The organism is Streptococcus oralis subsp. oralis, assembly GCF_002096595.1.
Lineage (GTDB): Bacteria > Bacillota > Bacilli > Lactobacillales > Streptococcaceae > Streptococcus > Streptococcus oralis_D.
This window is the reverse complement of the sequence record NZ_NCUR01000010.1, coordinates 871489-895429: the sequence shown is the minus strand read 5'-3', so window position 1 is coordinate 895429 and position 23941 is coordinate 871489. Positions and strand designations below refer to the sequence as shown.

At 43.5% G+C, this 23941-nt stretch carries 22 protein-coding genes; 13 read left to right on the top strand and 9 right to left on the bottom strand.

What is annotated here, in order from left to right:
- Nucleotides 1-33: 33 nt before the first annotated feature.
- The 10 genes from fabG (at nucleotide 34) to B7714_RS08735 (ending at nucleotide 7988) form a co-directional block, all read left to right on the top strand.
- Nucleotides 34-765, top strand: coding sequence for a 3-oxoacyl-[acyl-carrier-protein] reductase (fabG, locus tag B7714_RS08780; RefSeq protein ID WP_001177612.1), 732 nt, complete (start codon nucleotides 34-36; stop codon nucleotides 763-765).
- A gap of 28 nt (nucleotides 766-793) precedes the next feature.
- Nucleotides 794-2029 (top strand): beta-ketoacyl-ACP synthase II, encoded by a 1236-nt coding sequence (gene fabF / locus B7714_RS08775; protein WP_084860257.1) that lies wholly within the window; start codon nucleotides 794-796, stop codon nucleotides 2027-2029.
- Between the two features lie 2 nt (nucleotides 2030-2031).
- The gene (accB, locus tag B7714_RS08770; RefSeq protein WP_042902824.1) at nucleotides 2032-2520 is read left to right on the top strand and encodes an acetyl-CoA carboxylase biotin carboxyl carrier protein; all 489 of its coding nucleotides are present in this window, start codon (nucleotides 2032-2034) and stop codon (nucleotides 2518-2520) included.
- A complete protein-coding gene (gene fabZ / locus B7714_RS08765; RefSeq protein ID WP_000565515.1) occupies nucleotides 2517-2939 on the top strand; it encodes a 3-hydroxyacyl-ACP dehydratase FabZ in 423 nt (140 codons plus the stop codon). The genes accB and fabZ overlap by 4 nt, the downstream gene beginning before the upstream one ends.
- Before the next feature lie 11 nt (nucleotides 2940-2950).
- Entirely contained in the window at nucleotides 2951-4318 is a 1368-nt protein-coding gene (accC, locus tag B7714_RS08760; RefSeq protein ID WP_042902823.1) for an acetyl-CoA carboxylase biotin carboxylase subunit, read from the top strand.
- Between the two features lie 35 nt (nucleotides 4319-4353).
- On the top strand, nucleotides 4354-5220 hold the full coding sequence (gene accD / locus B7714_RS08755; RefSeq protein ID WP_001173375.1) for an acetyl-CoA carboxylase, carboxyltransferase subunit beta: 867 nt from the start codon (nucleotides 4354-4356) through the stop codon (nucleotides 5218-5220).
- Entirely contained in the window at nucleotides 5217-5984 is a 768-nt protein-coding gene (locus B7714_RS08750) for an acetyl-CoA carboxylase carboxyl transferase subunit alpha (protein ID WP_042902822.1), read from the top strand. The genes accD and B7714_RS08750 overlap by 4 nt, the downstream gene beginning before the upstream one ends.
- A 147-nt stretch (nucleotides 5985-6131) precedes the next feature.
- Nucleotides 6132-6833 carry a CPBP family intramembrane glutamic endopeptidase gene (locus tag B7714_RS08745; protein ID WP_084860256.1) on the top strand — a complete coding sequence of 234 codons (702 nt, stop codon included), beginning with the start codon at nucleotides 6132-6134 and terminating at the stop codon, nucleotides 6831-6833.
- Nucleotides 6834-7029: 196 nt separating this feature from the next.
- Complete coding sequence (locus B7714_RS08740; protein ID WP_084860390.1) at nucleotides 7030-7236, top strand: hypothetical protein; 207 nt, start codon at nucleotides 7030-7032, stop codon at nucleotides 7234-7236.
- A gap of 26 nt (nucleotides 7237-7262) precedes the next feature.
- Nucleotides 7263-7988 (top strand): CPBP family intramembrane glutamic endopeptidase, encoded by a 726-nt coding sequence (locus B7714_RS08735; RefSeq protein WP_084860255.1) that lies wholly within the window; start codon nucleotides 7263-7265, stop codon nucleotides 7986-7988.
- A gap of 49 nt (nucleotides 7989-8037) precedes the next feature.
- On the opposite strand, the gene nusB is transcribed toward B7714_RS08735, so the two are convergent.
- The 9 genes from nusB to gatC form a co-directional block, all read right to left on the bottom strand.
- The gene (nusB, locus tag B7714_RS08730; protein ID WP_084860254.1) at nucleotides 8038-8460 is read right to left on the bottom strand and encodes a transcription antitermination factor NusB; all 423 of its coding nucleotides are present in this window, start codon (nucleotides 8458-8460) and stop codon (nucleotides 8038-8040) included.
- Complete coding sequence (locus tag B7714_RS08725) at nucleotides 8453-8842, bottom strand: Asp23/Gls24 family envelope stress response protein (protein WP_000510585.1); 390 nt, start codon at nucleotides 8840-8842, stop codon at nucleotides 8453-8455. The genes nusB and B7714_RS08725 overlap by 8 nt, the downstream gene beginning before the upstream one ends.
- A 21-nt stretch (nucleotides 8843-8863) precedes the next feature.
- Nucleotides 8864-9424, bottom strand: a complete 561-nt coding sequence (gene efp / locus B7714_RS08720) for an elongation factor P (protein WP_050219114.1) — start codon at nucleotides 9422-9424, stop codon at nucleotides 8864-8866.
- A gap of 81 nt (nucleotides 9425-9505) precedes the next feature.
- Nucleotides 9506-10633: an SPFH domain-containing protein gene (locus B7714_RS08715; protein ID WP_000505821.1), complete on the bottom strand. Its 1128-nt coding sequence runs from the start codon at nucleotides 10631-10633 to the stop codon at nucleotides 9506-9508.
- A gap of 8 nt (nucleotides 10634-10641) precedes the next feature.
- Nucleotides 10642-11598 carry a zinc-ribbon domain-containing transport protein gene (locus B7714_RS08710; protein ID WP_000715069.1) on the bottom strand — a complete coding sequence of 319 codons (957 nt, stop codon included), beginning with the start codon at nucleotides 11596-11598 and terminating at the stop codon, nucleotides 10642-10644.
- A gap of 98 nt (nucleotides 11599-11696) precedes the next feature.
- Nucleotides 11697-12092, bottom strand: a complete 396-nt coding sequence (locus B7714_RS08705; protein ID WP_001031998.1) for a hypothetical protein — start codon at nucleotides 12090-12092, stop codon at nucleotides 11697-11699.
- A gap of 57 nt (nucleotides 12093-12149) precedes the next feature.
- The gene (gene gatB / locus B7714_RS08700) at nucleotides 12150-13595 is read right to left on the bottom strand and encodes an Asp-tRNA(Asn)/Glu-tRNA(Gln) amidotransferase subunit GatB (RefSeq protein WP_084860253.1); all 1446 of its coding nucleotides are present in this window, start codon (nucleotides 13593-13595) and stop codon (nucleotides 12150-12152) included.
- Nucleotides 13595-15061, bottom strand: coding sequence for an Asp-tRNA(Asn)/Glu-tRNA(Gln) amidotransferase subunit GatA (gatA, locus tag B7714_RS08695; protein WP_084860252.1), 1467 nt, complete (start codon nucleotides 15059-15061; stop codon nucleotides 13595-13597). Before gatA ends, gatB begins: the two co-directional genes overlap by 1 nt.
- Complete coding sequence (gene gatC / locus B7714_RS08690; RefSeq protein ID WP_084860251.1) at nucleotides 15061-15363, bottom strand: Asp-tRNA(Asn)/Glu-tRNA(Gln) amidotransferase subunit GatC; 303 nt, start codon at nucleotides 15361-15363, stop codon at nucleotides 15061-15063. Before gatC ends, gatA begins: the two co-directional genes overlap by 1 nt.
- Before the next feature lie 165 nt (nucleotides 15364-15528).
- Between gatC and B7714_RS08685 the strand changes: the two genes are divergently transcribed.
- The 3 genes from B7714_RS08685 to B7714_RS08675 all read left to right on the top strand — a co-directional run bounded on the left by B7714_RS08685 (nucleotide 15529) and on the right by B7714_RS08675 (nucleotide 23726).
- The gene (locus tag B7714_RS08685) at nucleotides 15529-16221 is read left to right on the top strand and encodes a YwaF family protein (RefSeq protein WP_084860250.1); all 693 of its coding nucleotides are present in this window, start codon (nucleotides 15529-15531) and stop codon (nucleotides 16219-16221) included.
- Nucleotides 16222-16364: 143 nt separating this feature from the next.
- A complete protein-coding gene (locus tag B7714_RS08680; RefSeq protein WP_000155105.1) occupies nucleotides 16365-17909 on the top strand; it encodes a peptide chain release factor 3 in 1545 nt (514 codons plus the stop codon).
- A 504-nt stretch (nucleotides 17910-18413) separates the two neighbouring features.
- A complete protein-coding gene (locus tag B7714_RS08675; protein WP_084860249.1) occupies nucleotides 18414-23726 on the top strand; it encodes an accessory Sec-dependent serine-rich glycoprotein adhesin in 5313 nt (1770 codons plus the stop codon).
- Nucleotides 23727-23941: the final 215 nt, after the last annotated feature.

Below are 23941 nucleotides of genomic sequence, written 5' to 3'. Positions count from 1 at the left end.
CCACAAAATACAACAGGAAACAGGAGAGATAGAATGCAACTTACAAATAAAAATGTCTTTGTAACAGGTTCAAGTCGTGGTATCGGACTTGCCATTGCTCACAAATTTGCCCAACTAGGCGCTAATGTAGTTTTGAATAGTCGCGGAGCAATCTCAGAAGAATTGCTGGCTGAGTTTTCAAACTACGGCGTCAAAGTAGTACCGATTTCAGGTGATGTTTCAGACTTTGCAGATGCCAAGCGTATGGTAGATCAAGCGATTGCAGAACTCGGTTCTGTCGATGTCTTGGTCAACAATGCTGGGATCACTCAAGATACGCTTATGCTCAAGATGACCGAAGAAGACTTTGAAAAAGTGATTAAGATCAACTTGACAGGTGCTTTCAACATGACGCAAGCAGTATTGAAACAGATGATCAAGGCACGTGAAGGTGCGATCATCAACATGTCGAGTGTGGTTGGTTTGATGGGAAATATCGGACAAGCCAACTATGCAGCTTCTAAAGCAGGTTTGATTGGTTTTACCAAGTCAGTTGCACGTGAAGTTGCCAATCGCAACGTACGCGTAAATGCTCTTGCACCAGGAATGATCGAGTCAGATATGACTGCTGTTTTGTCTGATAAGGTCAAGGAAGCGACATTGGCCCAAATCCCAATGAAACATTTTGGTCAAGCAGAACATATCGCAGATGCTACAGTGTTCCTGGCTGGACAGGATTATTTGACTGGACAAGTTCTCGCTGTTGATGGCGGACTTAGCATGTAAAAAATAAGGAAAGATATAGGTAAGACAGATGAAACTAAATCGAGTTGTAGTAACAGGTTACGGATTGACCTCTCCTATCGGAAATACTCCAGAAGAATTTTGGAACAGTTTGCAAACTGGGAAGATTGGAATTGGAGAAATCACTAAGTTTGACCACAGCGAATTTGCTGTGCACAATGCGGCAGAAGTTCAAGATTTCCCATTTGATAAATACTTTGTCAAAAAAGATACTAACCGTTTTGACAACTATTCTTTGTATGCCTTGTATGCGGCTCAAGAAGCAGTGACACATGCCAACCTTGATGTAGAAACAATCGATAAAGATCGTTTTGGTGTCATCGTTGCTTCCGGTATCGGAGGTATCAAAGAAATCGAAGATCAGGTTATCCGTCTTCATGAAAAAGGTCCAAAACGCGTTAAACCAATGACACTTCCAAAAGCCTTGCCAAATATGGCTTCAGGAAATGTTGCTATGCGCTTCGGAGCAAACGGTATCTGTAAATCAATCAATACAGCCTGTGCCTCATCAAACGATGCCATTGGGGATGCCTTCCGCTCTATCAAGTTTGGTTTCCAAGATGTCATGTTAGTTGGTGGATCAGAATCATCTATCACTCCTTTTGCCATCGCTGGTTTCCAAGCGTTGACCGCCCTATCAACTACGGAAGATCCAACTCGTGCTTCTATTCCATTTGACAAAGACCGTAATGGTTTTGTGATGGGAGAAGGTTCAGGGATGTTGGTTCTTGAAAGCCTTGAACATGCTGAAAAACGTGGTGCAACTATCTTGGCTGAAGTAGTTGGCTACGGTAATACCTGTGATGCTTACCATATGACTTCACCTCATCCAGAGGGTCAAGGTGCGATTAAGGCTATGAAGTTGGCTTTGGAAGAAGCAGAAATTTCTCCAGAGCAAGTGGCTTACGTCAACGCCCACGGAACTTCAACTCCTGCTAATGAAAAAGGAGAAAGTGGAGCGATCGTAGCTGTCCTTGGTAAAGAAGTACCTGTATCTTCAACCAAGTCCTTTACAGGACACTTGCTTGGTGCCGCAGGGGCAGTAGAAGCCATCGCTACCATCGAAGCCATGCGTCATAACTATGTACCAATGACAGCTGGAACAAGTGAGTTATCAGACTATATCGAAGCGAATGTCGTTTATGGACAAGGCTTGGAGCAAGAAATCCCTTATGCTATTTCAAACACTTTTGGTTTTGGTGGACACAATGCGGTTCTTGCTTTCAAACGTTGGGAGAATAAATAATTATGAATTTAAATGAGATCAAGGACTTGATGGCTCAATTTGACCAATCAAGTTTGAGAGAATTTTCTTATAAAAACGGAACGGACGAATTGCAGTTTAGTAAGAATGAAGCAAGAATGGCTTCTGAAGTACCAACTCAAGTTGTTCCAGCGCCAACTGCAGTGGTTGCTAGTCCAGCAGTTTCGGCCCCCTCAACTCCAGTAGAGAGTGCAGTGGAAGAAGCTCCAGCACCAGCTGAAACGACTGTTGCTCCAGAGGGTGATGTTGTTGAAAGCCCACTTGTAGGGGTGGCTTACTTGGCCGCTGGACCAGATAAACCTGCCTTTGTCACAGTTGGAGACAGTGTTAAAAAAGGTCAGACTTTGGTGATTATCGAAGCCATGAAAGTTATGAATGAAATTCCTGCACCTAAGGATGGTGTGGTGACAGAAATTCTCGTTTCAAATGAAGAAATGGTTGAGTTCGGTAAAGGATTGGTACGTATCAAATGATCGATATTCAAGGAATCAAAGAAGCTCTACCCCATCGCTACCCCATGCTCCTAGTGGATCGTGTCTTGGAAGTGAGCGAGGATACCATTGTTGCCATTAAAAATGTGACCATCAACGAACCTTTCTTCAATGGTCATTTTCCTCAATACCCAGTTATGCCAGGTGTTCTTATCATGGAAGCCTTGGCTCAGACTGCTGGTGTCTTGGAATTGTCCAAACCTGAAAATAAAGGGAAACTGGTCTTCTACGCTGGCATGGACAAGGTTAAGTTCAAGAAGCAAGTTGTACCAGGTGACCAATTAGTCATGACGGCTACTTTTGTTAAACGTCGTGGTACGATTGCTGTGGTTGAAGCAAAGGCTGAAGTAGATGGTAAGCTTGCAGCGAGTGGTACTCTTACCTTTGCAATTGGAAACTAAGGAGGTTCTCCATGTTTCGTAAAATTTTGATTGCCAACCGTGGTGAGATTGCGGTTCGCATTATTCGAGCTGCGCGTGAATTGGGCATTGCAACCGTAGCAGTTTATTCAACTGCTGATAAGGAAGCTCTTCATACACTCCTAGCGGATGAAGCTATCTGTATCGGACCTGGTAAGGCGACAGAATCTTATCTCAATATCAATGCGATTTTGTCTGCTGCAGTCTTGACAGAAGCAGAAGCCATCCACCCAGGTTTTGGTTTTCTTAGCGAAAACTCCAAGTTTGCCACGATGTGTGATGAAGTGGGGATTAAGTTTATCGGCCCTTCTGGGGCTGTAATGGATACCATGGGAGATAAGATCAATGCGCGTGAGCAAATGATCAAGGCTGGGGTTCCAGTTATCCCAGGGTCTGATGGTGAAGTTCACACGGCTGAAGAGGCACTTGCAGTTGCAGAAAAAATTGGCTATCCAGTCATGCTTAAGGCATCGGCAGGTGGTGGTGGAAAAGGGATTCGTAAGGTTGAAAAGGCAGAAGACTTGGTCGCAGCCTTTGAAACAGCATCCAGTGAAGCTAAGGCCAATTTTGGAAATGGCGCTATGTATCTTGAGCGTGTGATTTATCCAGCTCGTCATATCGAAGTTCAGATTCTTGCGGACCAAGAGGGTCATGTTGTCCATCTTGGTGAACGGGACTGTTCGCTCCAACGGAATAACCAAAAGGTCTTAGAAGAAAGCCCGTCCATTGCGATTGGCAAAACCCTTCGTAATGAAATTGGTGCTGCAGCGGTTCGTGCAGCAGAGTCTGTTGGCTATGAAAATGCAGGGACGATTGAATTTCTTCTCGATGAAGCCAGTGGCAATTTCTACTTCATGGAAATGAATACTCGTGTGCAAGTTGAACACCCAGTCACAGAGTTTGTTTCAGGTGTTGATATCGTGAAAGAGCAGATTCGCATTGCTGCCGGGCAACCTTTACCTTTCAAACAAAAAGATATTGTCTTACGAGGTCATGCTATCGAGTGCCGGATCAATGCAGAAAATCCAGCATTTAACTTTGCACCAAGCCCAGGGAAAATTACCAATCTCTATCTACCAAGTGGTGGAGTTGGCTTGCGCGTGGACTCAGCAGTTTATCCAGGTTATACCATTCCCCCTTACTATGATAGTATGATTGCTAAAATCATTGTTCATGGGGAGAATCGTTTTGATGCTCTTATGAAGATGCAACGGGCACTTTATGAACTTGATATTGAAGGAGTGCAAACCAATGCAGACTTCCAGTTGGATCTGATTTCAGACCGCCGAGTTATCGCTGGTGACTACGATACTTCCTTCTTGATGGAAACTTTCTTGCCAAAATACCAAGAAAAAGAATAGACTTTCAAACAGTATGAGAACTAAAAGGGGGAGTTATGGCTCTATTTAGTAAAAAGGATAAGTATATTCGGATCAATCCTAACCGTTCCGTAAGGCAGAAACCACAAGCCAAGCCTGAGGTTCCGGATGAACTCTTCTCCCAGTGTCCTGGTTGTAAACACACCATTTATCAAAAGGACCTTGGGAGCGAACGAATTTGTCCCCATTGTAGCTATACTTTCCGTATTTCAGCTCAGGAACGCTTGGATTTGACGATTGATTCTGACAGCTTTGTGGAGATGTTTACGGGTATTGAAACTCAAGATCCATTAAACTTTCCTGGCTACCAGAAAAAATTGGCTACTATGCGTGAAAAGACAGGTTTGGATGAAGCAGTACTGACTGGTACAGCTAGTATCAAGGGACAAAAAGTTGCCCTTGGGATCATGGATTCAAATTTTATCATGGCTTCTATGGGAACCGTTGTGGGTGAAAAAATCACGCGCTTGTTTGAGTATGCAACGGTAGAAAACTTGTCAGTCGTTCTCTTCACAGCTTCTGGTGGAGCCCGTATGCAAGAAGGAATCATGAGTTTGATGCAGATGGCTAAAATTTCTGCGGCAGTTCAACGTCATTCCAAGGCAGGACTTTTTTACCTAACTATCTTAACCGATCCGACAACAGGTGGGGTGACTGCTTCTTTTGCTATGGAAGGTGATATTATCCTAGCGGAGCCACAGAGTTTGGTTGGGTTTGCTGGACGTCGTGTTATCGAAAATACAGTTCGTGAGACCTTGCCGGATGACTTCCAAAAGGCAGAATTTCTACTTGAACATGGATTTGTTGATGCAATTGTTAAACGGAGAGAATTGCCTGAAACAATTGCTAAATTAGTAAGATTGCATGGAGGAAGTCGCGGATGAATATTGCAAAAATAGTCAGAGAGGCACGCGAGCAGAGTCGCTTGACCGCACTTGATTTTGCCAATGGAATCTTTGACGAGTTTATCGAATTGCATGGAGATCGCTCTTTCCGTGATGATGGTGCGATCATCGGTGGAATTGGTTGGTTAGGTGACCAAGCAGTAACTGTCGTTGGTATCCAAAAGGGAAAAAGTCTTCATGATAACCTCAAACGGAATTTTGGGCAACCTCATCCAGAAGGCTATCGTAAGGCCTTGCGCCTGATGAAACAGGCAGAAAAGTTTGGCCGACCAGTTGTGACTTTTATCAATACGGCGGGTGCTTACCCAGGTGTTGGAGCCGAGGAACGTGGACAAGGTGAAGCAATTGCCCGAAACCTGATGGAAATGAGTGACCTCAAGGTTCCAATCATCGCGATTATTATCGGTGAAGGTGGATCTGGTGGGGCTCTAGCTCTAGCCGTAGCTAATCGTGTCTGGATGTTAGAAAACTCAATCTACGCAGTACTTAGCCCGGAAGGATTTGCCTCTATCCTTTGGAAGGATGGAAGTCGTGCTATGGAAGCGGCGGAGTTGATGAAAATCACTTCACATGAACTCCTAGAAATGGGAATCGTAGACAAGGTAATCTCAGAAGCAGGGCTGTCAAGTAAAGAACTGCTAGGTTGCGTTAAAAATGAATTGCATGCAGAACTAAATAGGTTGCAAGAACTACCACTCGACCAACTTATCGAAGAACGTTACCAACGCTTTAGAAAATACTAAGAAAATTTAAAAGCTAGAACATTTTGTTCTAGCTATTTTGATAATAGAGCATGGATAAACATGAATACTCTAGATAAATAAGAAAAACAATAAATAGTATATCCTCTATATTGCCCTAATAGAGAGTTTACCATTAGGAGAGAAAGAATGAAAAAGACAATACATTTAGGAATCTGTATGGTTTTAATGTTCCTGTACATTTATTTAACGCCATTAGGAGCTATAACTCTAGCTAGGACCTTTGGTTTAGGAATGGACAGCTATATAATCTTCCTAGTTGGAGAAGTGTTACTTATTTTCTTTTTATTCGTTTTGTGGTTGAAAAAGAAGAAGATGCTCTTTATCTTCGAGAAAAAGGGTTGGCGCTGGTCTTATCTCGCTTTCTTGGTGGCTTGTTTCCTTATCTATTCTTTTTTAAATGGATTTAGAATGCAGAACATTCGATTGATTGACCATAGCTTTATTTTCCAAGACCTTCTTTCGGAACTTTACTTAAATGGACGAGAAACGACTCTATCAAGTCTTATATTTTTAATCTTTAACATTTCGATTGTACCTGTTGTTGAGGAGACAATCTATAGAGGTTATTTTATGAATACCTTCTTTCCGAAGTCGGAGTTTTATTTGGATGTGATCTTGTCTTCGTTCATCTTTGGGCTCAGTCACTTGGTTCTATCCCATCGTGACCCCATCAGTCTCCTAATGTATAGTATTCTCGGTCTTCTATTTGCAATCGCTTATCGAGTTACAGGTAGTCTTCGATTTACCATTGTTTGTCATAGTTTCTATAATGTTATTCCCTATGCTCCGTCGATTTTATTTTATATTTATTATTTGATTTTTAGATAGTAGGAGGCAAAGAAAAAGTGTTTGATAGCTGTCAAACACTTTTTTCTAATTTAATGGGAAGATAGAGAAATCTCTTTTATCAATTTCTTATTTCTCAATGAGTAAAGCTACCATTTAGGGTGAAAAATTGACAGTTGAGGAGATAGGCTATAAAATAGACAAAAAAGATGTATACTGTGGATGTAAGCTTACAATAATTTATTTTAAGGAGCTACTTGATAGGACAGGTACAGATACATTTACAGTTCTTTCATCTGAGGACTTAGAGCAAGTTTCAGGTGGTGGCATGATTTGGTTGGTTGATGATTATTATTGGAGTTGGCCTTATGCATACAGCATTGCAACTGATTCGAGTACAATACGTAATAGAATGACTGGTTATGGTAACGGAATTATACCTTAATAGTCTAATAATTTAAAGGGGTAAGTATGAAAAAACTAGGGCATTTGGGAGTCTATACATCACTGGTATTTCTATCGGTTTATCTACCAGAGTTAGGGATTATGCATCTAACTAAGTTTTTAGGATGGGGGATAGATGGCTATTCTATCTTTTTAACAGTTGAAGTAATAGCTCTTTTGCTATTATTTATCTACTGGCTCAAAAAGAAAGAGATGGTCTATATTTTTGAAAAAAAGGATTCAAAGAAGTCAAGATTCTTTTACCTTGTAGTTGGTCTAGTGGCTACTTATTTTGATCGTCAATTGGTGGATGCTTTTCAGTTACAGTTTCATCACCTAATTGATAACAAGTATATCTTTCAAGATCTTCTTTCGATTCTATACTCCAATGGGCAACCAACTTTTCTATCAACTGTTCTCAGTTTTAGTTTAACAGTAGTCGTCGCACCTATATTAGAGGAACTGATTCATAGAGGGTATTTTATGAATACCTTTTTCCCCCAGTCCAAGTACTATCTGGATGTTATCCTATCTGCTCTCATCTTTGGACTTAGTCATTTGATCCTAACTCATCGAGATCCTATCAGTTTGATTATTTATAGTTTAGGTGGTTTCTTCTATGCCCTTGTCTACCGTTGGACAAAGAACCTAAAAATCACCATCCTGTGCCATAGTTTTTTCAACTTTCTCATTTATGCAAAACCCATCTGGATTTTTGTTTATAATTATGTCTATTATCATTTTTTTAGATAGTGGTAGGCAAAGAAAAAAGTGTTTGATAGCTGTCAAACACTTTTTCTTTTTACTGTTCTTCTGTTACAAACTGGCTAAGCAGTCCATTGATAAAACGGGCAGATTTTTGATCTGAGAAGTCCTTTGCAAGCTCAATAGCTTCATTAACAGCAACCAACTGAGGGGTGTCAAATGAAGTGATTTCAAAGACTCCCAAGCGAAGGAGGTTTCTCTCCACGAGCGTTAAACGCTCGATGGTCCAACCTGCTTTTAAATGCTGTGTAATTTGCTTGTCTAGTTCTTCCTTTTTAGCCTGAACACCAGAAACTAGCTCTGTCAAAAAGGCTGGAAGTTGCACATCCGTATCTTCACGATCATGAGTATAGGCGAAACGACAAGCAGTTTCGACATCCGTACCGTATTCAAGGCTCATGAGAGCTTGAAAAGCGCATTTACGGAGTTGGCGTCTAGATTCTAATAGTGGACTAGTCATTGAGGAAGTCCTCGTCAAATAGATCTTTCAATTCTGGTTTTGGTGTTTTATCTGGAACGATACCTGCAACGTGAATATTGATAGCAGTTAGTTCTACATCAGCCATGTTGCGGACAGCATCTTTGACAGCTTTCTGGATAGCAACAGCTACCTTAGGAACTTTTACTCCGTACTCTAGGTAGAGGTAGATATCAGCTGTGAGTTCTTCGTCCACGTTTTTTAGATAAACGCCACGGCCGAGTGAAAGTTTCGAAAGGGTATCAGACACTGATTTATTTGAAAAAGAGTGAACACCCTCTACTTTTGCAGTAGCAATAGCAATGATTTTTTCAAGTACACGTGGGGCGATAACGATTTCGCCAAGTTGTTCTTCAATTCCCATAGAATGACCTCTTTCTAGAGATTAGGCACGAGAAACGTAAGTTCCTTCTGCAGTGTTGATGACGAGTTTTTGTCCTGCTTCGATGAAGTCTGGAACGTTTACGACAAGTCCAGTTTCCATCGTTGCTGGTTTACCAGAACCTGTAACAGTAGCACCTTTGATAGATGGTTGAGTTTCTGCAACTGCCAATTCAACAGTAGTAGGAACTGTGACACCGATTACTTCAGTTCCGTAGAATTGGATCTTCACATCTGAGTTTTCAAGGATGTAAAGTAATTCGTTTTCAACGTTGACTACAGGGATTTCGTATTGGTCGTAAGTTTCTGTATTCATGAAGTAAGCAGTGTCATCCATTTTGTACAAGTATTGAGCTGGGACAGTCTCGATGATAGCTTGTTCAAATTTTTCCTCTGGACGGTAGCTTGTGTCAAATGTAGAACCAGTACGGACATCGCGCAATTTCATACGCATGATGGTGTTTCCTTTACCTGGTTTGTGGTGGCTAGCTTCCAAAACGCGGATCAATTTTCCGTCAGCTGTTTCAAAGGTCATACCAGCCTTTAATTTACTTGCTTCAATCATGTTTTTACCTCTTTAATAAAATAATTTACTCTTTATTGTACCATAAAATACAACATTACTCAAATGTCAAAAGGAGCTTAATTAGTTGACTGGTACGATATTTCCATCTTCGTCTTTGGTAACGAGGACGTATTTTCCATCGACTTCGATGTAAAAATTCTTGCTGGCAGTTTGCCCAGTGTTTTGAGCCGGTGCTTGATTTTGGACTTGTTGGCTTAGTTGACCACCGAGAGTTTGGCCAAGATTCATACCCATAAACATGTTCATCCCATTGCCATTTCCTTCGTTAGCAGCTGCAGCAATGAGCGCTTCGTTACGAGCACGGCGTTCTTCGATTTCAATCGTGTTGTACTTCATTGCCACGAGCTCACTATCAAGCTTGCGAACGATATCAAGACTTTCTTGGTCGTAGCTGAGGTCTTCAAGCAAGATATTGGTTGCTTCAATCCCGTAGAGGCCTGTCCAAACCTTGTTGACCTCTTGTTTAGCGAGTTCGTTAAAGGTGTCTTGGTTGGCATTTAGGCTATAGATGTCAACCTTGTTTTCGTTGGTATACTTGGCAATGGCAATCGCAATTTTTGGTGCGATATTTTGACGGAGCGTTCCTTGAGCTACATCTTGGAGAGTAAATGGCTGTCCGTCAGTAATTTGACGGCTAACAGAGCTCACGTAGAAGAGAACTGGATCTGCTATTTTTACATCAAACAAGCCATAGAAACGAATGTTGAGCAGTTGTTGGTAACGTTCACTGAAATATTCGACCGCATTTTGTGTGCCGAATTTATTGCCCGCGATGGGTTGCATGCGGATAAAAATGATTTCCTGTTGGGTGATGACTTGTCCACCAAAAGAGAAACGGTTTTTAAAGTTTTCCCAAGTGCCTTTTAAACCACCTTTTTCAAGGAGCCAGGCATTATCACCAGCTTGCCATTCGTGGCTACCAGCTTCGAGAACTTCACCAAGGAAGGTACCGTTGTTTACCAAAACAGCGGTATAGCCTTGAGGAACGATAACCACACTGCCATCTGACAAGAGGCCTGTATTTTGATTGCTGTGACGAGAACGTCCATCTGGGTCTTTTGTGAGTAATTGTCCCTTGACGGCCAAGGCGTCGCCAGAGACACTATCTGGAAGGACAATGGCTTCCTTGAATTTACTATCATTAAAACTATTTAAGCCTGCTGATAAGGCTGCACGTATAAATCCCATAATTCCTCCTAATTATAAAGCTCGTCTTCATCCACAACATCATAGGTATCGAGTACCCATTGGTTTGGACTGCGAGAGAGATTGGCACCACAGTAGTCGCACTCGCTAACTGCAGAGATTTTCAATGGGGCGCCACAGTTTGGACAGTGGTCGCTCACAACTTGGTCTGGATTGACTGCTTGCGTTTGACTACCGTGCTGACGGATAAAGTTTAATTGATACACGGTGAAGAGATCTTTTTTAGGGTCTCCTTCAAGGACACGGCGAGTCTCATCGTCAATGACATAGTCCCGCAAGGTAGATGACAGGATCACCACTAAGGTATCGTTTCCGTCAGGATTTTCAATGAACTCCTTGATGCGAACATTTTCGATACAAACTTTCTCTAAAACATTGGTTGTTTTAGCTCGAATATGGTCTTCGAGTTGGGTGCTATGTTGAGAGTAGAGACTGGTACTTTCCAAAGCGCGGACAGAGTTCCAATTTTTCTCAGTCCAGGCAACCTGCAATTTAAGGTAGACTTCCTTAACCCAAGATGTGAAGGCTTCCGCGTCAAAGTTTGGATCCCCGTATTTCACACGACTAATGGCCAGTGTGTTATGTTCAACTCGACGATGGAGCGTTTGATAATCATTACTAGTGTAGGTTGAACTCGAATCTCCAGACTTATTCTGCAAGGATTTAACGATAACAACTAGTATGATTCCTCCGACTAATATGAACATAAATCCTAGATAGGGAGAGCTAGCAGAACTGTCAGAGGATGATCCATATCCAGAGCGGTAGTAGTGGTAGGATGAGCCACCAGAACGACTTCCACCTCCACTTGAGCGGCTGCTACTTCTGGAGCTACTGCGGCTGCTCCCTCCACTTCTGGAATGTCCGACACCCGCATCAACGATTTGAGGCACGGATAGAAAAACAAGTAATAAACAGGTCATTAAAAGAGCATAAAACTTTTTCATGTGTCTCCTAACTATATGATTGAAAAGGTAGAATTCTGAATTCGAATGATTATTAAACTATTAATAACCTTTAAAAATCATCTAAGATATACTAGGCGTTATTTACTAGCATTTAGCTTCTTTATGGAATGGCGCTCGATGAGCCATCCCACAATCCACCCTATTGCTAGCAAGTAATTTTCAAAAGCACCGATAGCATTTACAGGAGAGTGATACTCCATATAATTGAGTAAGTGATTTGTTCCTATTCCAATTCCGCCAATAATGAGAGCAAGAAGTGCGATTCGTAGATAGAACCAATCGTATTTAATATTGATAGCGAGAATAATAATCAATACAGCTAAATTCCATATCCCAATTTCTCGTTGCCAACCAGCAGATATTCCGTACCCGGAGTGGCTTCCCATGTACGATGGAAAGAAAATTTGTAGTATAGAAGCGCCTAACATAGCGATGATGACTAAGACAAATAGCAATCGTAAAAATTTGTTCATTTATTCTCCTTGTCTCATTCTCGTCTTAAAAGTAGAAAAAAGTGTTTAAAGAGTAAATTACTCACTTTCTTTCAACTTGGCCAATTCCTGCGCAAGCAGTTTAAGGGCAACTTGTGGGTTGGCTTGTCCTTTGGTTGCCTTCATAAGGAATCCTGTGAAGGCCTTGTCTGCGTTGCGTTTACCTGACTTGAAGTCGGCAACGGCAACTTCGTTATCGGCAAAGACTTGGTGGATAATTGGAATCAAGATAGCTGGATCAGAGATTTGCACCAAGCCTGCTTTTTCCACGTATTCACGCGCGCCACCGCCATTTTTAGCTAGGTGGACAAAGACTTTTTTGGCAATCTTAGATGAGATCGTGCCGTCTTCGATGATGGCAATCATTTCAACCAAGTTTTCTGGTGTCAATTCGATTTGTTCCAGTGTCTTACCTTCTGCGTTCAAGAATTGAGCAACTTCCCCTTGGAGCCAGTTTGAGACTTGTTTGGCATCGCCACCGAGGGCAACAGCTTTTTCAAAGAAGTCAGAAGTGACTTTGTTTGCAGTCAACTGGCTAGCATCGTAGTCTGACAAGCCAAGGTCAGATACGTAGCGCGCACGGCGTTCTTTTGGAAACTCTGGCAATTCTGTGCGCATTTCCTCAATCCACTCGTCTGAGATTTCAAAGAGTGGTAGGTCTGGTTCTGGGAAGTAGCGGTAGTCAGCAGCGCCTTCCTTGACACGCATGAGGATGGTTGCCTTGTTGGCTTCATCGTAACGGCGTGTTTCTTGGCGAATTTGACCACCTGAGCGAAGGATTTCAGCTTGGCGTTGAACTTCGTATTCAAGACCTTTACGAACGTTTGAGAAGGAGTTGAGGTTTTTCAACTCAGTCTTGGTACCGAATTTTTCTTGGCCATAAGGGCGAAGCGAAATGTTAGCATCCACACGCATCGAACCTTCTTCCATCTTAACGTCAGAAATGCCAGCGTACTGGATAACTTCCTTGAGGGCAGTTAGATAAGCATAGGCTTCTTCTGGGGAACGCATGTCGGCTTCAGAAACAATCTCAATCAATGGCACCCCTTGGCGATTGAGGTCAACATAAGAGTAGCCATCTGTACCGTGGGTGTTTTTACCAGCATCTTCTTCCAAGTGAGCGCGCTCGATACCGATTTTCTTGGTCGTACCGTCTTCTAGCTCCACTTCAATCCAGCCGTTGTAGCCGATTGGCTCATCAAACTGAGAAATTTGGTAGGCTTTTGGATTATCAGGGTAGAAGTAGTTCTTGCGGTCAAAGTGCATCTTTTTGTGGATGTCCATGTTGAGGGCAAGAGCGGCCTTGATACCAGCATCGACAACACCTTTATTGAGAACTGGAAGTACTCCTGGGAAGGACCAGTCAATCACGTTAGTGTTGGCATTTTGGTCATTTCCAAAGTGGGCAGAAGTAGGTGAGAAGATTTTTGAATTGGTGTTGAGCTCTACGTGGACTTCAAGTCCAATGACTGTTTCAAAGTTCATTAGTTGTCACCTCCAAAAATCACGGGTTGTTGTTTGTGGTAGTCTGTTGTTGCTTCAAAAGCAGCAGCAACTTGGTAAATGGTTTCCTCAGAGTACTTAGGACCGATCAATTGGAGACCGACTGGTAGACCTTGAGAGAATCCAGCAGGAATTGAAATTCCTGGGAGACCTGCTAAGTTGACTGGGATGGTCAAAAGGTCAGCCAAGTACATGGCAACTGGGTCATGGTTGAGTGAGTCCAAATCATAGGCAACGCTTGGAGCAGTTGGTCCCAAAATCAAGTCGTAATCCGCAAAGACTTTTTCGAAATCTTGGATGATGAGGGTACGGACCTGACCAGCTTTCTTATAGTAGGCATCATAGTAACCTGATGAAAGGCTGAAAGTACCTAGCATGATACGGCGTTTTACTTCTTCACCGAAACCTTGGCTACGGCTGTTTACATAGATTTCATCAAGATTCGTCGCATCCTCTGCGCGGTAGCCGTAACGGATACCGTCAAAACGTTGCAAGTTTGAGGAAGCTTCAGATGAAGCGATAATGTAGTAAACGGCAACACCGTATTTAGAATGAGGAAGGCTAACTTCTTCGACGATGGCACCAAGTTTTTCAAAGTGTTTGGCCGCGTTCAAGATTGTTTCCTTAACCTCTGGGTCAATCCCTTCACCAAGGTATTCCTTAGGCAAAGCAATTTTCATGCCCTTGATGTCTTGGCCGATTTTTGAAGTAAAGTCAGCGATGCGGACAGGAGCAGAAGTAGAGTCTTTAGTATCTTCGCTAGCAATCGCATTGAGCAAGAGGGCATTTTCTTTAACAGTTGGTGCAAAAGGCCCGATTTGGTCTAGTGAGCTACCAAAGGCAATGAGACCGAAACGAGAAACCGTTCCGTAGGTTGGTTTGAGACCAACAATCCCGTTGAAGGCAGCAGGTTGACGGATGGAACCACCAGTATCTGAACCAAGTGACAAGCGAACTTGTCCTGAAGCTACAGCTGCAGCAGAACCACTTGATGATCCACCAGGAACCTTGCTGTGGTCCCAAGCATTTTTAGTCGCACCGTAGTGAGAAGTCTCACCTGAACCACCCATGGCAAACTCATCCATGTTGGTTTTTCCGATAACAATCATACCCTTAGCTTTGGCATTAGCAACGGCTGTCGCATCAAAGATAGGCTCGTAGTTGTAGAGCATTTTTGAGGCTGCAGTTGTCAGGATACCATCTGTAGAGATATTATCCTTAACAGCTAACGGAATTCCTGAAAAGATATTATCCGCATCAATTCCTGCTTGGTCAATGGCTTTGGCTTGAGCAAGGGCTTGCTCTTCAGCAATTGTGACAAAAGCGTTGATAGCTGTTTCTCGAGATTTAATATCTTCAAGCGTTGCTTGGGTCAATTCAGTTGCTGAAATCTCCTTAGAGACAAGGAGATTGTGTAACTCTTCAATGGTTTTATGATTAAAAGTCATTAGGCATCTCCTCCATCATCTAGGATAGCTGGTACCTTGATATAGTAGTTTTCTTTTTCAGGTACGTTTTTAAACAGGCGGTTACGGTCTGTTCCTTCTTCAGCTACATCCGGGCGGAGTACGGTCTTGCGATCTGCCATGGTCGTAGTAGGTGCGACACCAGTTGTGTCGACTTCGCCTAACAATTCAACCATATCAACAATCTTAGACAAGGTTGTCGCAAAGGCAGCAGTTTCTTCTTCAGAGAATCTTAATTTTGAAAGATTGGCAACGTGTGTTACCTCTTCTTGCGTAATTTTCATCTTGCATCCTTTCGTGAAATGATGATTTTTAGTCTGTTCTATTTTACCATATTTTCCTATAAATAAGGGAGCCAAACTGAAAAGAAATAGAAATTGAAAAATCGCTTTTAATTCGCTATAATGGTTAAACTAGAGAATAGAAAAAATAAGAGTTAGGATAGAAATATGTTCCATCAATTTATCACCAGATCTCAGACGGTTCCTCCTCCCATTTCCCTCTTTTGGTATGGGATTATGATGCTTACTTTAGTGCTTTGTATTTATGGAGCACTTGCTTATCACAATAATCCGAAATTTGTCCGCTTGTTTAAGGGGATTCAGATCCTCCAGTTACTAGCTCTATATAGCTGGTATGTTGGCTTTGGAATTCCATTTTCTAATAGCCTTCCATTTTACCATTGCCGTTTGGCTATGTTTGCGGTGGTTTTCTTGCCAGATAAATGGCGGAGTAAGCAGTATTTTGCCCTCTTAGGAGCAAGTGGAGCGGTCTTTGCGCTGGTTTACCCCGTTTTTGACCCCTATGATTTTCCCCATATCACCAGCTTTTCATTTTTGATTGGGCACTATGCCCTTCTAGTGAATTCCTTGGTTTATTTGATGAATCACTATGACAAGACTTTGCTCAAGAAATATATGATTGTAGCCTATACCTTTATCCTCAATCTCTTTCTAGTTGGGGTTAATCAGGTGACGGGTGGAAATTATGGTTTGTTAAACAAGACACCTTTTATTCCGGATGCGCCCTTGTGGTTAAAATACCTTCTTGTGTCCGTCATCCTCTCACTGGCTCTGGTTCTCTTTGATATCTTGTTCAAGAAACGGTGGAAAAAGAGAAATCAGACACAATCTGTGCTCTAGCTTGCCTTTTCATCGGATGAGCAATTGAAAAACTCCCCAAAATCCGATATAATGGAGAGTTGAAAGGAATAGTAAAATCCAATGTAAACATTATTCTTAGCTACTGAAACAACTAAAAATAGAGAATCAAAGAAAGAGAACTTATGACTATTCAAGAAGAAATCAAGAAACGCCGTACCTTTGCCATTATCTCTCACCCGGACGCCGGGAAAACAACCATCACTGAGCAGTTGCTCTACTTTGGGGGCGAGATTCGTGAGGCTGGTACGGTAAAAGGGAAGAAAACAGGGACTTTTGCCAAGTCTGACTGGATGGATATTGAGAAACAACGTGGGATTTCGGTCACGTCATCTGTTATGCAGTTTGACTATGATGGCAAGCGCGTGAATATCCTCGACACACCAGGGCACGAGGACTTCTCAGAAGATACTTATCGTACCTTGATGGCGGTGGATGCTGCGGTCATGGTCGTGGACTCTGCCAAGGGTATCGAGGCCCAAACCAAGAAATTGTTTGAGGTTGTGAAGCACCGTGGCATTCCAGTCTTTACCTTTATGAACAAGCTGGACCGTGACGGTCGTGAGCCACTGGACCTCTTGCAAGAACTAGAAGAAGTCCTTGGTATTGCGAGTTATCCAATGAACTGGCCAATCGGGATGGGGAAAGCCTTCGAAGGCTTGTATGACCTCTATAACCAACGCTTGGAACTCTATAAAGGAGATGAGCGTTTTGCCAGTCTGGAAGAAGGGGATAAGCTCTTTGGAAGCAATCCTTTCTACGCTCAGGTTAAGGACGATATCGAACTGTTGCAAGAAGCAGGAAATGAATTTTCAGAAGAAGCTATTCTTGCAGGAGAACTGACTCCGGTCTTCTTTGGTTCAGCCCTCACTAACTTTGGGGTGCAGACCTTCCTTGAGACCTTCCTTAAGTTTGCTCCAGAACCACATGGTCACAAGAAAACAGATGGCGAAATTGTGGATCCTTATGACAAGGATTTCTCAGGATTTGTCTTTAAAATCCAAGCCAACATGGACCCTCGTCACCGTGACCGTATCGCCTTTGTTCGCATCGTATCAGGTGAATTTGAGCGTGGAATGAGTGTCAATCTGCCTCGTACTGGTAAGACTGCCAAGCTTTCTAATGTCACCCAATTTATGGCAGAAAGTCGTGAAAATGTCACTAATGCCGTAGCAGGTGATATCATCGGGGTTTACGATACCGGTACTTATCAGGTTGGAGACACCTTGACGGTTGGAAAAAACAAGTTTGAATTTGAACCCCTTCCAACCTTTACACCTGAGATTTTCATGAAAGTTTCTGCTAAGAACGTTATGAAACAAAAATCCTTCCACAAGGGGATTGAACAATTGGTGCAAGAGGGAGCCATTCAGCTTTACAAGAATTACCAAACAGGCGAGTATATGCTGGGTGCTGTCGGACAACTCCAGTTTGAAGTCTTTAAGCACCGCATGGAAGGCGAATACAATGCGGAAGTAGTCATGAGCCCGATGGGTAAAAAGACCGTTCGTTGGATCAAGCCCGAGGACTTGGATGAACGGATGTCCTCAAGCCGCAATATCTTGGCCAAAGACCGTTTTGACCAACCAGTCTTCCTCTTTGAAAATGACTTTGCCCTTCGCTGGTTTGCAGACAAGTATCCAGACGTAGAGTTGGAGGAAAAGATGTAAATCGCCAAAGTTACTTGATTGTGTAACAATCTAAGTAACTAACGCCAAGTTTCTATGGAACTTGGCTAGGCGCTCCACTAGTAAAGTTTTACGAATATTATCGATTCGTAAAACTTTACGTCGTAAAACTCAGTGTCGTAATCTAATAATAGGTAATCGCTATGGCGGTTACCTAAACGCTTCACTAGGAAAAATCCACGAATATTATCGATTCGTGGATTTTTCTATATTTTGAATAAAAATCAATTCCCTGAGTGATTGGAATTGTTTGCTCAATTTTTAAAGCATATAGAAATGGTTAAAGAATAAATAAAATATATTAACAGAACAATAAAATGGAGATTATATTTAAAAAACAGAATAGATTTAAAATCAAGTTATTTTTGAAATCATTTTCTTTCTTTAGAGTGTGTTATAGATATTGAATTGTCGGTATATTTGGTATATAATAAAAAGATAGTATTTTATAGGTGAATAGATCTTTTTCAAGTTGAGGGGATGAACATGTTTTTTAGACGCCAGAAGGGTGAATATAGAGAAACAGACCGTGTAACTCGGTTCAAATTAATCAAATCAGGGAAGCATTGGCTACGGGCCTCGACTTCCCTTTTTGGCTTATTTAAGGTGATGCGTGGAAGTGCGGATACGAGCCAAGTAATGACAGAAATGGTTGAAAAGCAAGAAGGTCAGAAGTTGACCGGCTTGGATGTTTTGAAAGGGATAGCAGCTACGGGGACAATCTTAGGTGGTTTTGCTGCGACGCAAACGCGTGTTTATGCCAATGATGCAGTCGCTGTTGAAAAGACTGTCGAATCAAAAGATACCCTGGCGACAAGAGATTCAGTAGTGCTAGGGACGACACAGGATCATCAAGATACTGCTAGCTTGTCTTTGTCTACCAGTCAAAGTCAGTCATTGTCAGAATTAAATTCGCAGAGCGCCAGTCAATCTGCCTCTACGAGCCAGTCCATCAGTGCCTCAAGCTCTTCTAGTATGAGTCAGTCGATGAGCCAATCTGCTTCTACTAGTCAATCTTTGGCAAACAGTCAAAGTGTAACTGCTACTTCAAGTGAATCCCTTGGAACACAAAATCAAGCGATTAGTAATCTGTCAGAGAGAGCTTCAGTTGGTGTTCAAAGTCAGTACCAAACAAGTGAGTCAGCTCGGGAGACAGTGAAAGAATCACAACCTTCAAAAGAATTAAAAGCAGTTGATTTTTCTACAGAATCCTTGCCTCGAAGTCAGTCTGGTCATGTAAAGAATGAAGGTGTGACGGCTGAATCGAGTCTCACAATGACTTCTGTAGCCTTGACAGAAAAGCAAAGTGAAGAAAAACGGAAGAAATTAGAGGCCTTGTCTGCTGAGATTGGGCAATTTCTAGCTCAAGCGCAGGGACTTCCAAACTCGGATGAGGCGATCACGAAGGCTAGTCTAGCGAAGAATGAGATAGCAGAGGCCTTGAAAGGGGAGGTTTCTGACCTTGCCACTATCCTACAAAAAGCTACAGAAGCTCGAAATAGCATTGCAAATGCTGTATTACGTGCTAAGTCTGGACTTCGTGACAGCAGAAACGGACAAGCTTTGACCAAAGCTTCAAATACCGCTAGCTTCAGAGCTGCTAGGGATACAGAGAAGCCAGAACTTCAGAAAATAACCGTTACAGGTGGCGCAGTTCTAGAAGGACAAAAATTTAAAATTTATCGAGAAGAAAATTTTTCTGCGACCATTGAGTTTACTGATAACAGTGGTCGAATTGAACATGCAAAATTTGTTCCTACTGCTGTTCCCGCGGCCTATCCGGCTACTTCAACTGTTGTCTCATTCACTACGAGTAATGGTCAAAGTATCAGCATGATTGTTCCGACAAATAAACTAGCCAAAGATGGAAATGCTACAGCATCAAATCCTTTCACCGTTTCAATCACGGGTTCTGTTGGAAAAAATCAAGCAGTAAATAGTTTGTGGACTCGTTATGTTTTCACCTATGATCAGGAAGGTAATTTTAGCGGAAATACTACTGACGTAGGTCTTGTAAAAGATTTAACAGCCAACCCTGCCGCAATTCAATTTGAAGTCCATGCTCAGTCTGAAAAGTACGAACCAGCTATCAATGCTGAGGTGAATCGAAACTTTACTCTAACGGCCAATTCAGGGACTGTTTCTGTTGGTGAAGCCAGTCAGTACATCACGAATGCTACAGGGACACCAGAATTACCTACTACAGGAATTACTAAGGGAACTAGAACAACCTATACTTGGAAATCTGGAACCAATACGAATTTGTCTGCTGGTCGGCATACTTTGACAGCGGTGGTAACTTATCCAGATGGAAGTACGGATGAAATTGACGTGAGCTTTACTGTGCGCCCTCAGACGCCAAGGATAGAGAATCAATATCTTAACGAAAAAGGTGGGCTCTCAAATCAAGCGATTACGGTAGATGGGGTTGCGCCAGGTGGGACAGTTACTTTAACAATTGCAGGTGAAACATTTACCAAACAGGCAACGGGGAGCTCGACTAGTGTAACCTTTACTGCAACTGACTTGAAGAAAGTATATGATCGCAATGGAGGACGACTTCCAAGTGGACCAGTGACTGCTAGTACGACAGTAGATGGTTTGGTTTCAGATGTGTTTAATGGACAAATTACGCCAAATCAAGCGTCTATTTCAGTAAGTAATAGCCAGTCCGCCTCAGTAAGTTCGAGTCAATCAGCCAGCGCCAGCCAATCCGCCTCAGCGAGTGCTAGCCAGTCTGTCTCAGTAAGCTCGAGTCAATCAGCCTCAATAAGTTCAAGCGAATCTGCTTCAGTTAGCGCTAGCCAGTCTGCCTCATTAAGCTCAAGCCAGTCAGCATCTGCAAGCTCGAGTCAATCGGCTTCATTGAGTGCCAGCCAATCTGCCTCAGCAAGTGCTAGCCAATCAGCCTCAGTAAGTTCGAGTGAGTCTGCTTCGGTGAGCGCAAGCCAATCCGCCTCAGTGAGCGCAAGTGAGTCCGCTTCAGTAAGCGCTAGTCAGTCTGCATCGGTCAGCTCCAGCGAATCCGCTTCAGCCAGCGCTAGTCAGTCAGCGTCTGTAAGCTCAAGCCAGTCCGCTTCAGTAAGCGCTAGTCAGTCTGCATCGGTCAGCTCCAGCGAATCCGCTTCAGTAAGTGCCAGTCAATCAGCGTCTGCAAGCTCAAGCCAGTCCGCTTCAGTAAGCGCTAGTCAGTCTGCATCGGTAAGTGCCAGTCAGTCCGCTTCGGTGAGCGCGAGTGAATCTGCATCAGCTAGCTCCAGTCAATCAGCGTCAGCAAGTTCAAGTGAATCGGCTTCATTGAGTGCTAGCCAGTCAGCCTCAGTCAGCTCAAGTGAATCTGCTTCAGTAAGCTCGAGCCAGTCAGCGTCCGTAAGTTCGAGTGAGTCTGCGTCAGTCAGCTCCAGCGAATCCGCTTCAGCTAGCTCGAGCCAGTCTGCTTCAGTAAGCACAAGTGAATCTGCTTCAGTAAGCGCTAGTCAGTCTGCATCGGTCAGCTCCAGCGAATCCGCTTCAGCCAGCGCTAGTCAGTCAGCGTCCGTAAGCTCAAGTCAGTCTGCTTCAGCAAGTGCGAGTCGATCAACATCGGTGAGTTCGAGTCAATCAGCGTCAGTAAGTTCTAGCCAGTCTGCTTCGGTGAGCGCAAGTCAATCCGCCTCAGTAAGCTCGAGTCAATCAGCGTCCGTAAGTTCAAGTCAGTCTGCTTCAGCAAGTTCGAGCCAATCGGCTTCAGCAAGTTCGAGTGAATCTGCATCGGTAAGCTCGAGTCAGTCTGCTTCAGTGAGCTCGAGTCAATCAGCTTCGGTAAGTTCGAGTCAGTCAGCGTCAGCGAGTGCGAGCCAATCAGCGTCTGTAAGCTCCAGCCAATCTGAGTCAGCATCGGCCAGTGCCAGTCAGTCCGCATCGGTGAGCGCCAGCCAATCGGCGTCTGTAAGTTCGAGTCAATCGGCTTCAGCAAGTGCAAGTCAGTCCGCATCGGTCAGCTCCAGTCAATCCGCATCGGTGAGTTCAAGTGAGTCTGCTTCAGCAAGTGCCAGTCAATCCACCTCAGTGAGCGCTAGTGAGTCAGCCTCAGTAAGCGCTAGTCAATCTGTTTCAGTAAGTTCGAGCCAATCAGCATCAGTGAGTGCCAGTCAATCCGCATCAGTAAGTTCGAGTCAATCCGCCTCAGCGAGCTCGAGCCAATCCGCCTCAGTGAGTGCTAGTCAGTCTGCTTCAGCGAGTTCGAGTCAATCTGCTTCAGCAAGTGCCAGCCAATCTGCATCGGTAAGCTCAAGTCAATCAGCATCCGTAAGCTCGAGCCAATCCGCATCAGTAAGTGCCAGTCAATCCGCTTCATTGAGTGCAAGTCAATCAGCATCAGTGAGCGCAAGTCAGTCTGCCTCAGTAAGCTCTAGTCAATCTGCATCATTGAGTGCAAGCCAGTCAGCTTCGGTAAGTGCTAGTCAGTCTGCCTCAGTAAGCACAAGTGAATCAGCATCAGTAAGTGCAAGCCAGTCAGCTTCGGTAAGTTCGAGTCAGTCAACCTCAGCCAGCGCTAGCCAATCCGCTTCGGTAAGTTCGAGTCAGTCAACCTCAGCCAGCGCTAGCCAATCCGCGTCAATGAGTTCAAGTCAATCAGCCTCAGTGAGCGCTAGCCAATCAGCCTCAGTAAGTGCAAGTGAATCTGCATCAGCGAGCTCGAGTCAATCAGCGTCAGTGAGCTCTAGTCAATCCGCTTCAGTGAGTGCGAGCCAATCCGCTTCAGTAAGCTCGAGTCAATCTGCGTCGGCAAGTTCGAGCCAATCAGCTTCAGCGAGCGCAAGTCAATCAGCTTCAGCGAGTGCTAGCCAGTCCGCCTCAGTAAGCTCCAGCGAATCGGCTTCAGTAAGCTCAAGTCAATCTGCATCTGTAAGCTCCAGCCAGTCCGCTTCAGTGAGCTCGAGTGAGTCTGCGTCTGTAAGCTCAAGTCAATCTGCCTCAGCAAGCTCAAGTCAGTCAGCCTCAGTAAGCGCTAGCCAGTCAGCCTCAGTAAGCTCAAGCGAATCTGCCTCAGCAAGCGCGAGCCAATCCGCTTCAGTGAGCGCAAGTGAATCTGCGTCAGCCAGCTCGAGTCAGTCAGCGTCTGTAAGCTCAAGCCAGTCAGCCTCAGTAAGCGCAAGTGAGTCAGCATCAGTAAGCGCAAGTGAGTCAGCGTCGGCAAGCTCCAGCGAATCAGCTTCAGTAAGCTCGAGTGAATCAGCCTCAGTAAGCTCAAGCGAATCAGCTTCAGTAAGTTCGAGCCAATCAGCTTCATTGAGCTCGAGCCAGTCTGCATCGGCAAGTGCAAGTGAATCAGCCTCAGTCAGCGCTAGTCAGTCGGTCTCAACAAGTACTTCAACTTCTGCAAGTATGCTAGCAGCCGAGTTGGCGTTGGAGAGTGCTTCGATCTCAGCAAGTACATCAGTGAGCGAATCTACTTCAACGAGCGCATCACTCTCAGCTAGCATGTTAGCCAGTGAATCGACTCTAGAAAGTGCTTCGATTTCAGCAAGTGTGTCTATGAGCGAGTCAACGTCGATTAGCACTAGTCTCTCGACTTCAGATTCTATTAGTAGATCTGCGTCAGTAAGTGCTCTGGCATCTACTTCAACAAGCACCTCTCTCTCAATGGCAAATATTGCAAACCAAGGTCAATCCGCTTCAAGCAAGCCGAAACAAGTCTTGCCAAATACAGGAGCGTCGACTTCGGTAGCATCTGCTCTATTGGGAGCATTGGCAGCTGTGACAGGTATCGGTCTTCTTGCCAAGAAGAGTCAGAATGACGATCAAGAAAGTCATTGATAAGATATAAAAATCAATGAATAAATAGTAAAATGGAAAACCTTTGAAAACATGATTTTCAAAGGTTTTTTCTATGTGTGAGAAGGGGAAAATCCTCTTTTGAGTTTGAAATAAACTAGGGGAAAAGGTATAATAGGAAGGTGAGATAATCATCGAAAAAATCAGAACTATAGTAGTAGAAAAGTAGCCAAAAGAATGTGAAAAGAAAAGGGGAC

Excerpts from the sequence above, each read along its gene's own strand:
- B7714_RS08705 (WP_001031998.1), bottom strand. The coding sequence starts at position 12,092 with ATGAACAAATTTTTACGATTGCTATTTGTCTTAGTCATCATCGCTATG.
- B7714_RS08715 (WP_000505821.1), bottom strand. The coding sequence starts at position 10,633 with ATGGGATTTATACGTGCAGCCTTATCAGCAGGCTTAAATAGTTTTAAT.
- fabF (WP_084860257.1), top strand. The coding sequence starts at position 794 with ATGAAACTAAATCGAGTTGTAGTAACAGGTTACGGATTGACCTCTCCT.
- gatC (WP_084860251.1), bottom strand. The coding sequence starts at position 15,363 with ATGAAAATTACGCAAGAAGAGGTAACACACGTTGCCAATCTTTCAAAA.
- B7714_RS08710 (WP_000715069.1), bottom strand. The coding sequence starts at position 11,598 with ATGAAAAAGTTTTATGCTCTTTTAATGACCTGTTTATTACTTGTTTTT.
- B7714_RS08750 (WP_042902822.1), top strand. The coding sequence starts at position 5,217 with ATGAATATTGCAAAAATAGTCAGAGAGGCACGCGAGCAGAGTCGCTTG.
- accB (WP_042902824.1), top strand. The coding sequence starts at position 2,032 with ATGAATTTAAATGAGATCAAGGACTTGATGGCTCAATTTGACCAATCA.
- B7714_RS08725 (WP_000510585.1), bottom strand. The coding sequence starts at position 8,842 with ATGGGAATTGAAGAACAACTTGGCGAAATCGTTATCGCCCCACGTGTA.
- B7714_RS08675 (WP_084860249.1), top strand. The coding sequence starts at position 18,414 with ATGTTTTTTAGACGCCAGAAGGGTGAATATAGAGAAACAGACCGTGTA.
- B7714_RS08680 (WP_000155105.1), top strand. The coding sequence starts at position 16,365 with ATGACTATTCAAGAAGAAATCAAGAAACGCCGTACCTTTGCCATTATC.
- gatA (WP_084860252.1), bottom strand. The coding sequence starts at position 15,061 with ATGACTTTTAATCATAAAACCATTGAAGAGTTACACAATCTCCTTGTC.
- efp (WP_050219114.1), bottom strand. The coding sequence starts at position 9,424 with ATGATTGAAGCAAGTAAATTAAAGGCTGGTATGACCTTTGAAACAGCT.
- B7714_RS08735 (WP_084860255.1), top strand. The coding sequence starts at position 7,263 with ATGAAAAAACTAGGGCATTTGGGAGTCTATACATCACTGGTATTTCTA.
- fabZ (WP_000565515.1), top strand. The coding sequence starts at position 2,517 with ATGATCGATATTCAAGGAATCAAAGAAGCTCTACCCCATCGCTACCCC.
- nusB (WP_084860254.1), bottom strand. The coding sequence starts at position 8,460 with ATGACTAGTCCACTATTAGAATCTAGACGCCAACTCCGTAAATGCGCT.
- B7714_RS08685 (WP_084860250.1), top strand. The coding sequence starts at position 15,529 with ATGTTCCATCAATTTATCACCAGATCTCAGACGGTTCCTCCTCCCATT.
- fabG (WP_001177612.1), top strand. The coding sequence starts at position 34 with ATGCAACTTACAAATAAAAATGTCTTTGTAACAGGTTCAAGTCGTGGT.
- accD (WP_001173375.1), top strand. The coding sequence starts at position 4,354 with ATGGCTCTATTTAGTAAAAAGGATAAGTATATTCGGATCAATCCTAAC.
- accC (WP_042902823.1), top strand. The coding sequence starts at position 2,951 with ATGTTTCGTAAAATTTTGATTGCCAACCGTGGTGAGATTGCGGTTCGC.
- B7714_RS08745 (WP_084860256.1), top strand. The coding sequence starts at position 6,132 with ATGAAAAAGACAATACATTTAGGAATCTGTATGGTTTTAATGTTCCTG.
- gatB (WP_084860253.1), bottom strand. The coding sequence starts at position 13,595 with ATGAACTTTGAAACAGTCATTGGACTTGAAGTCCACGTAGAGCTCAAC.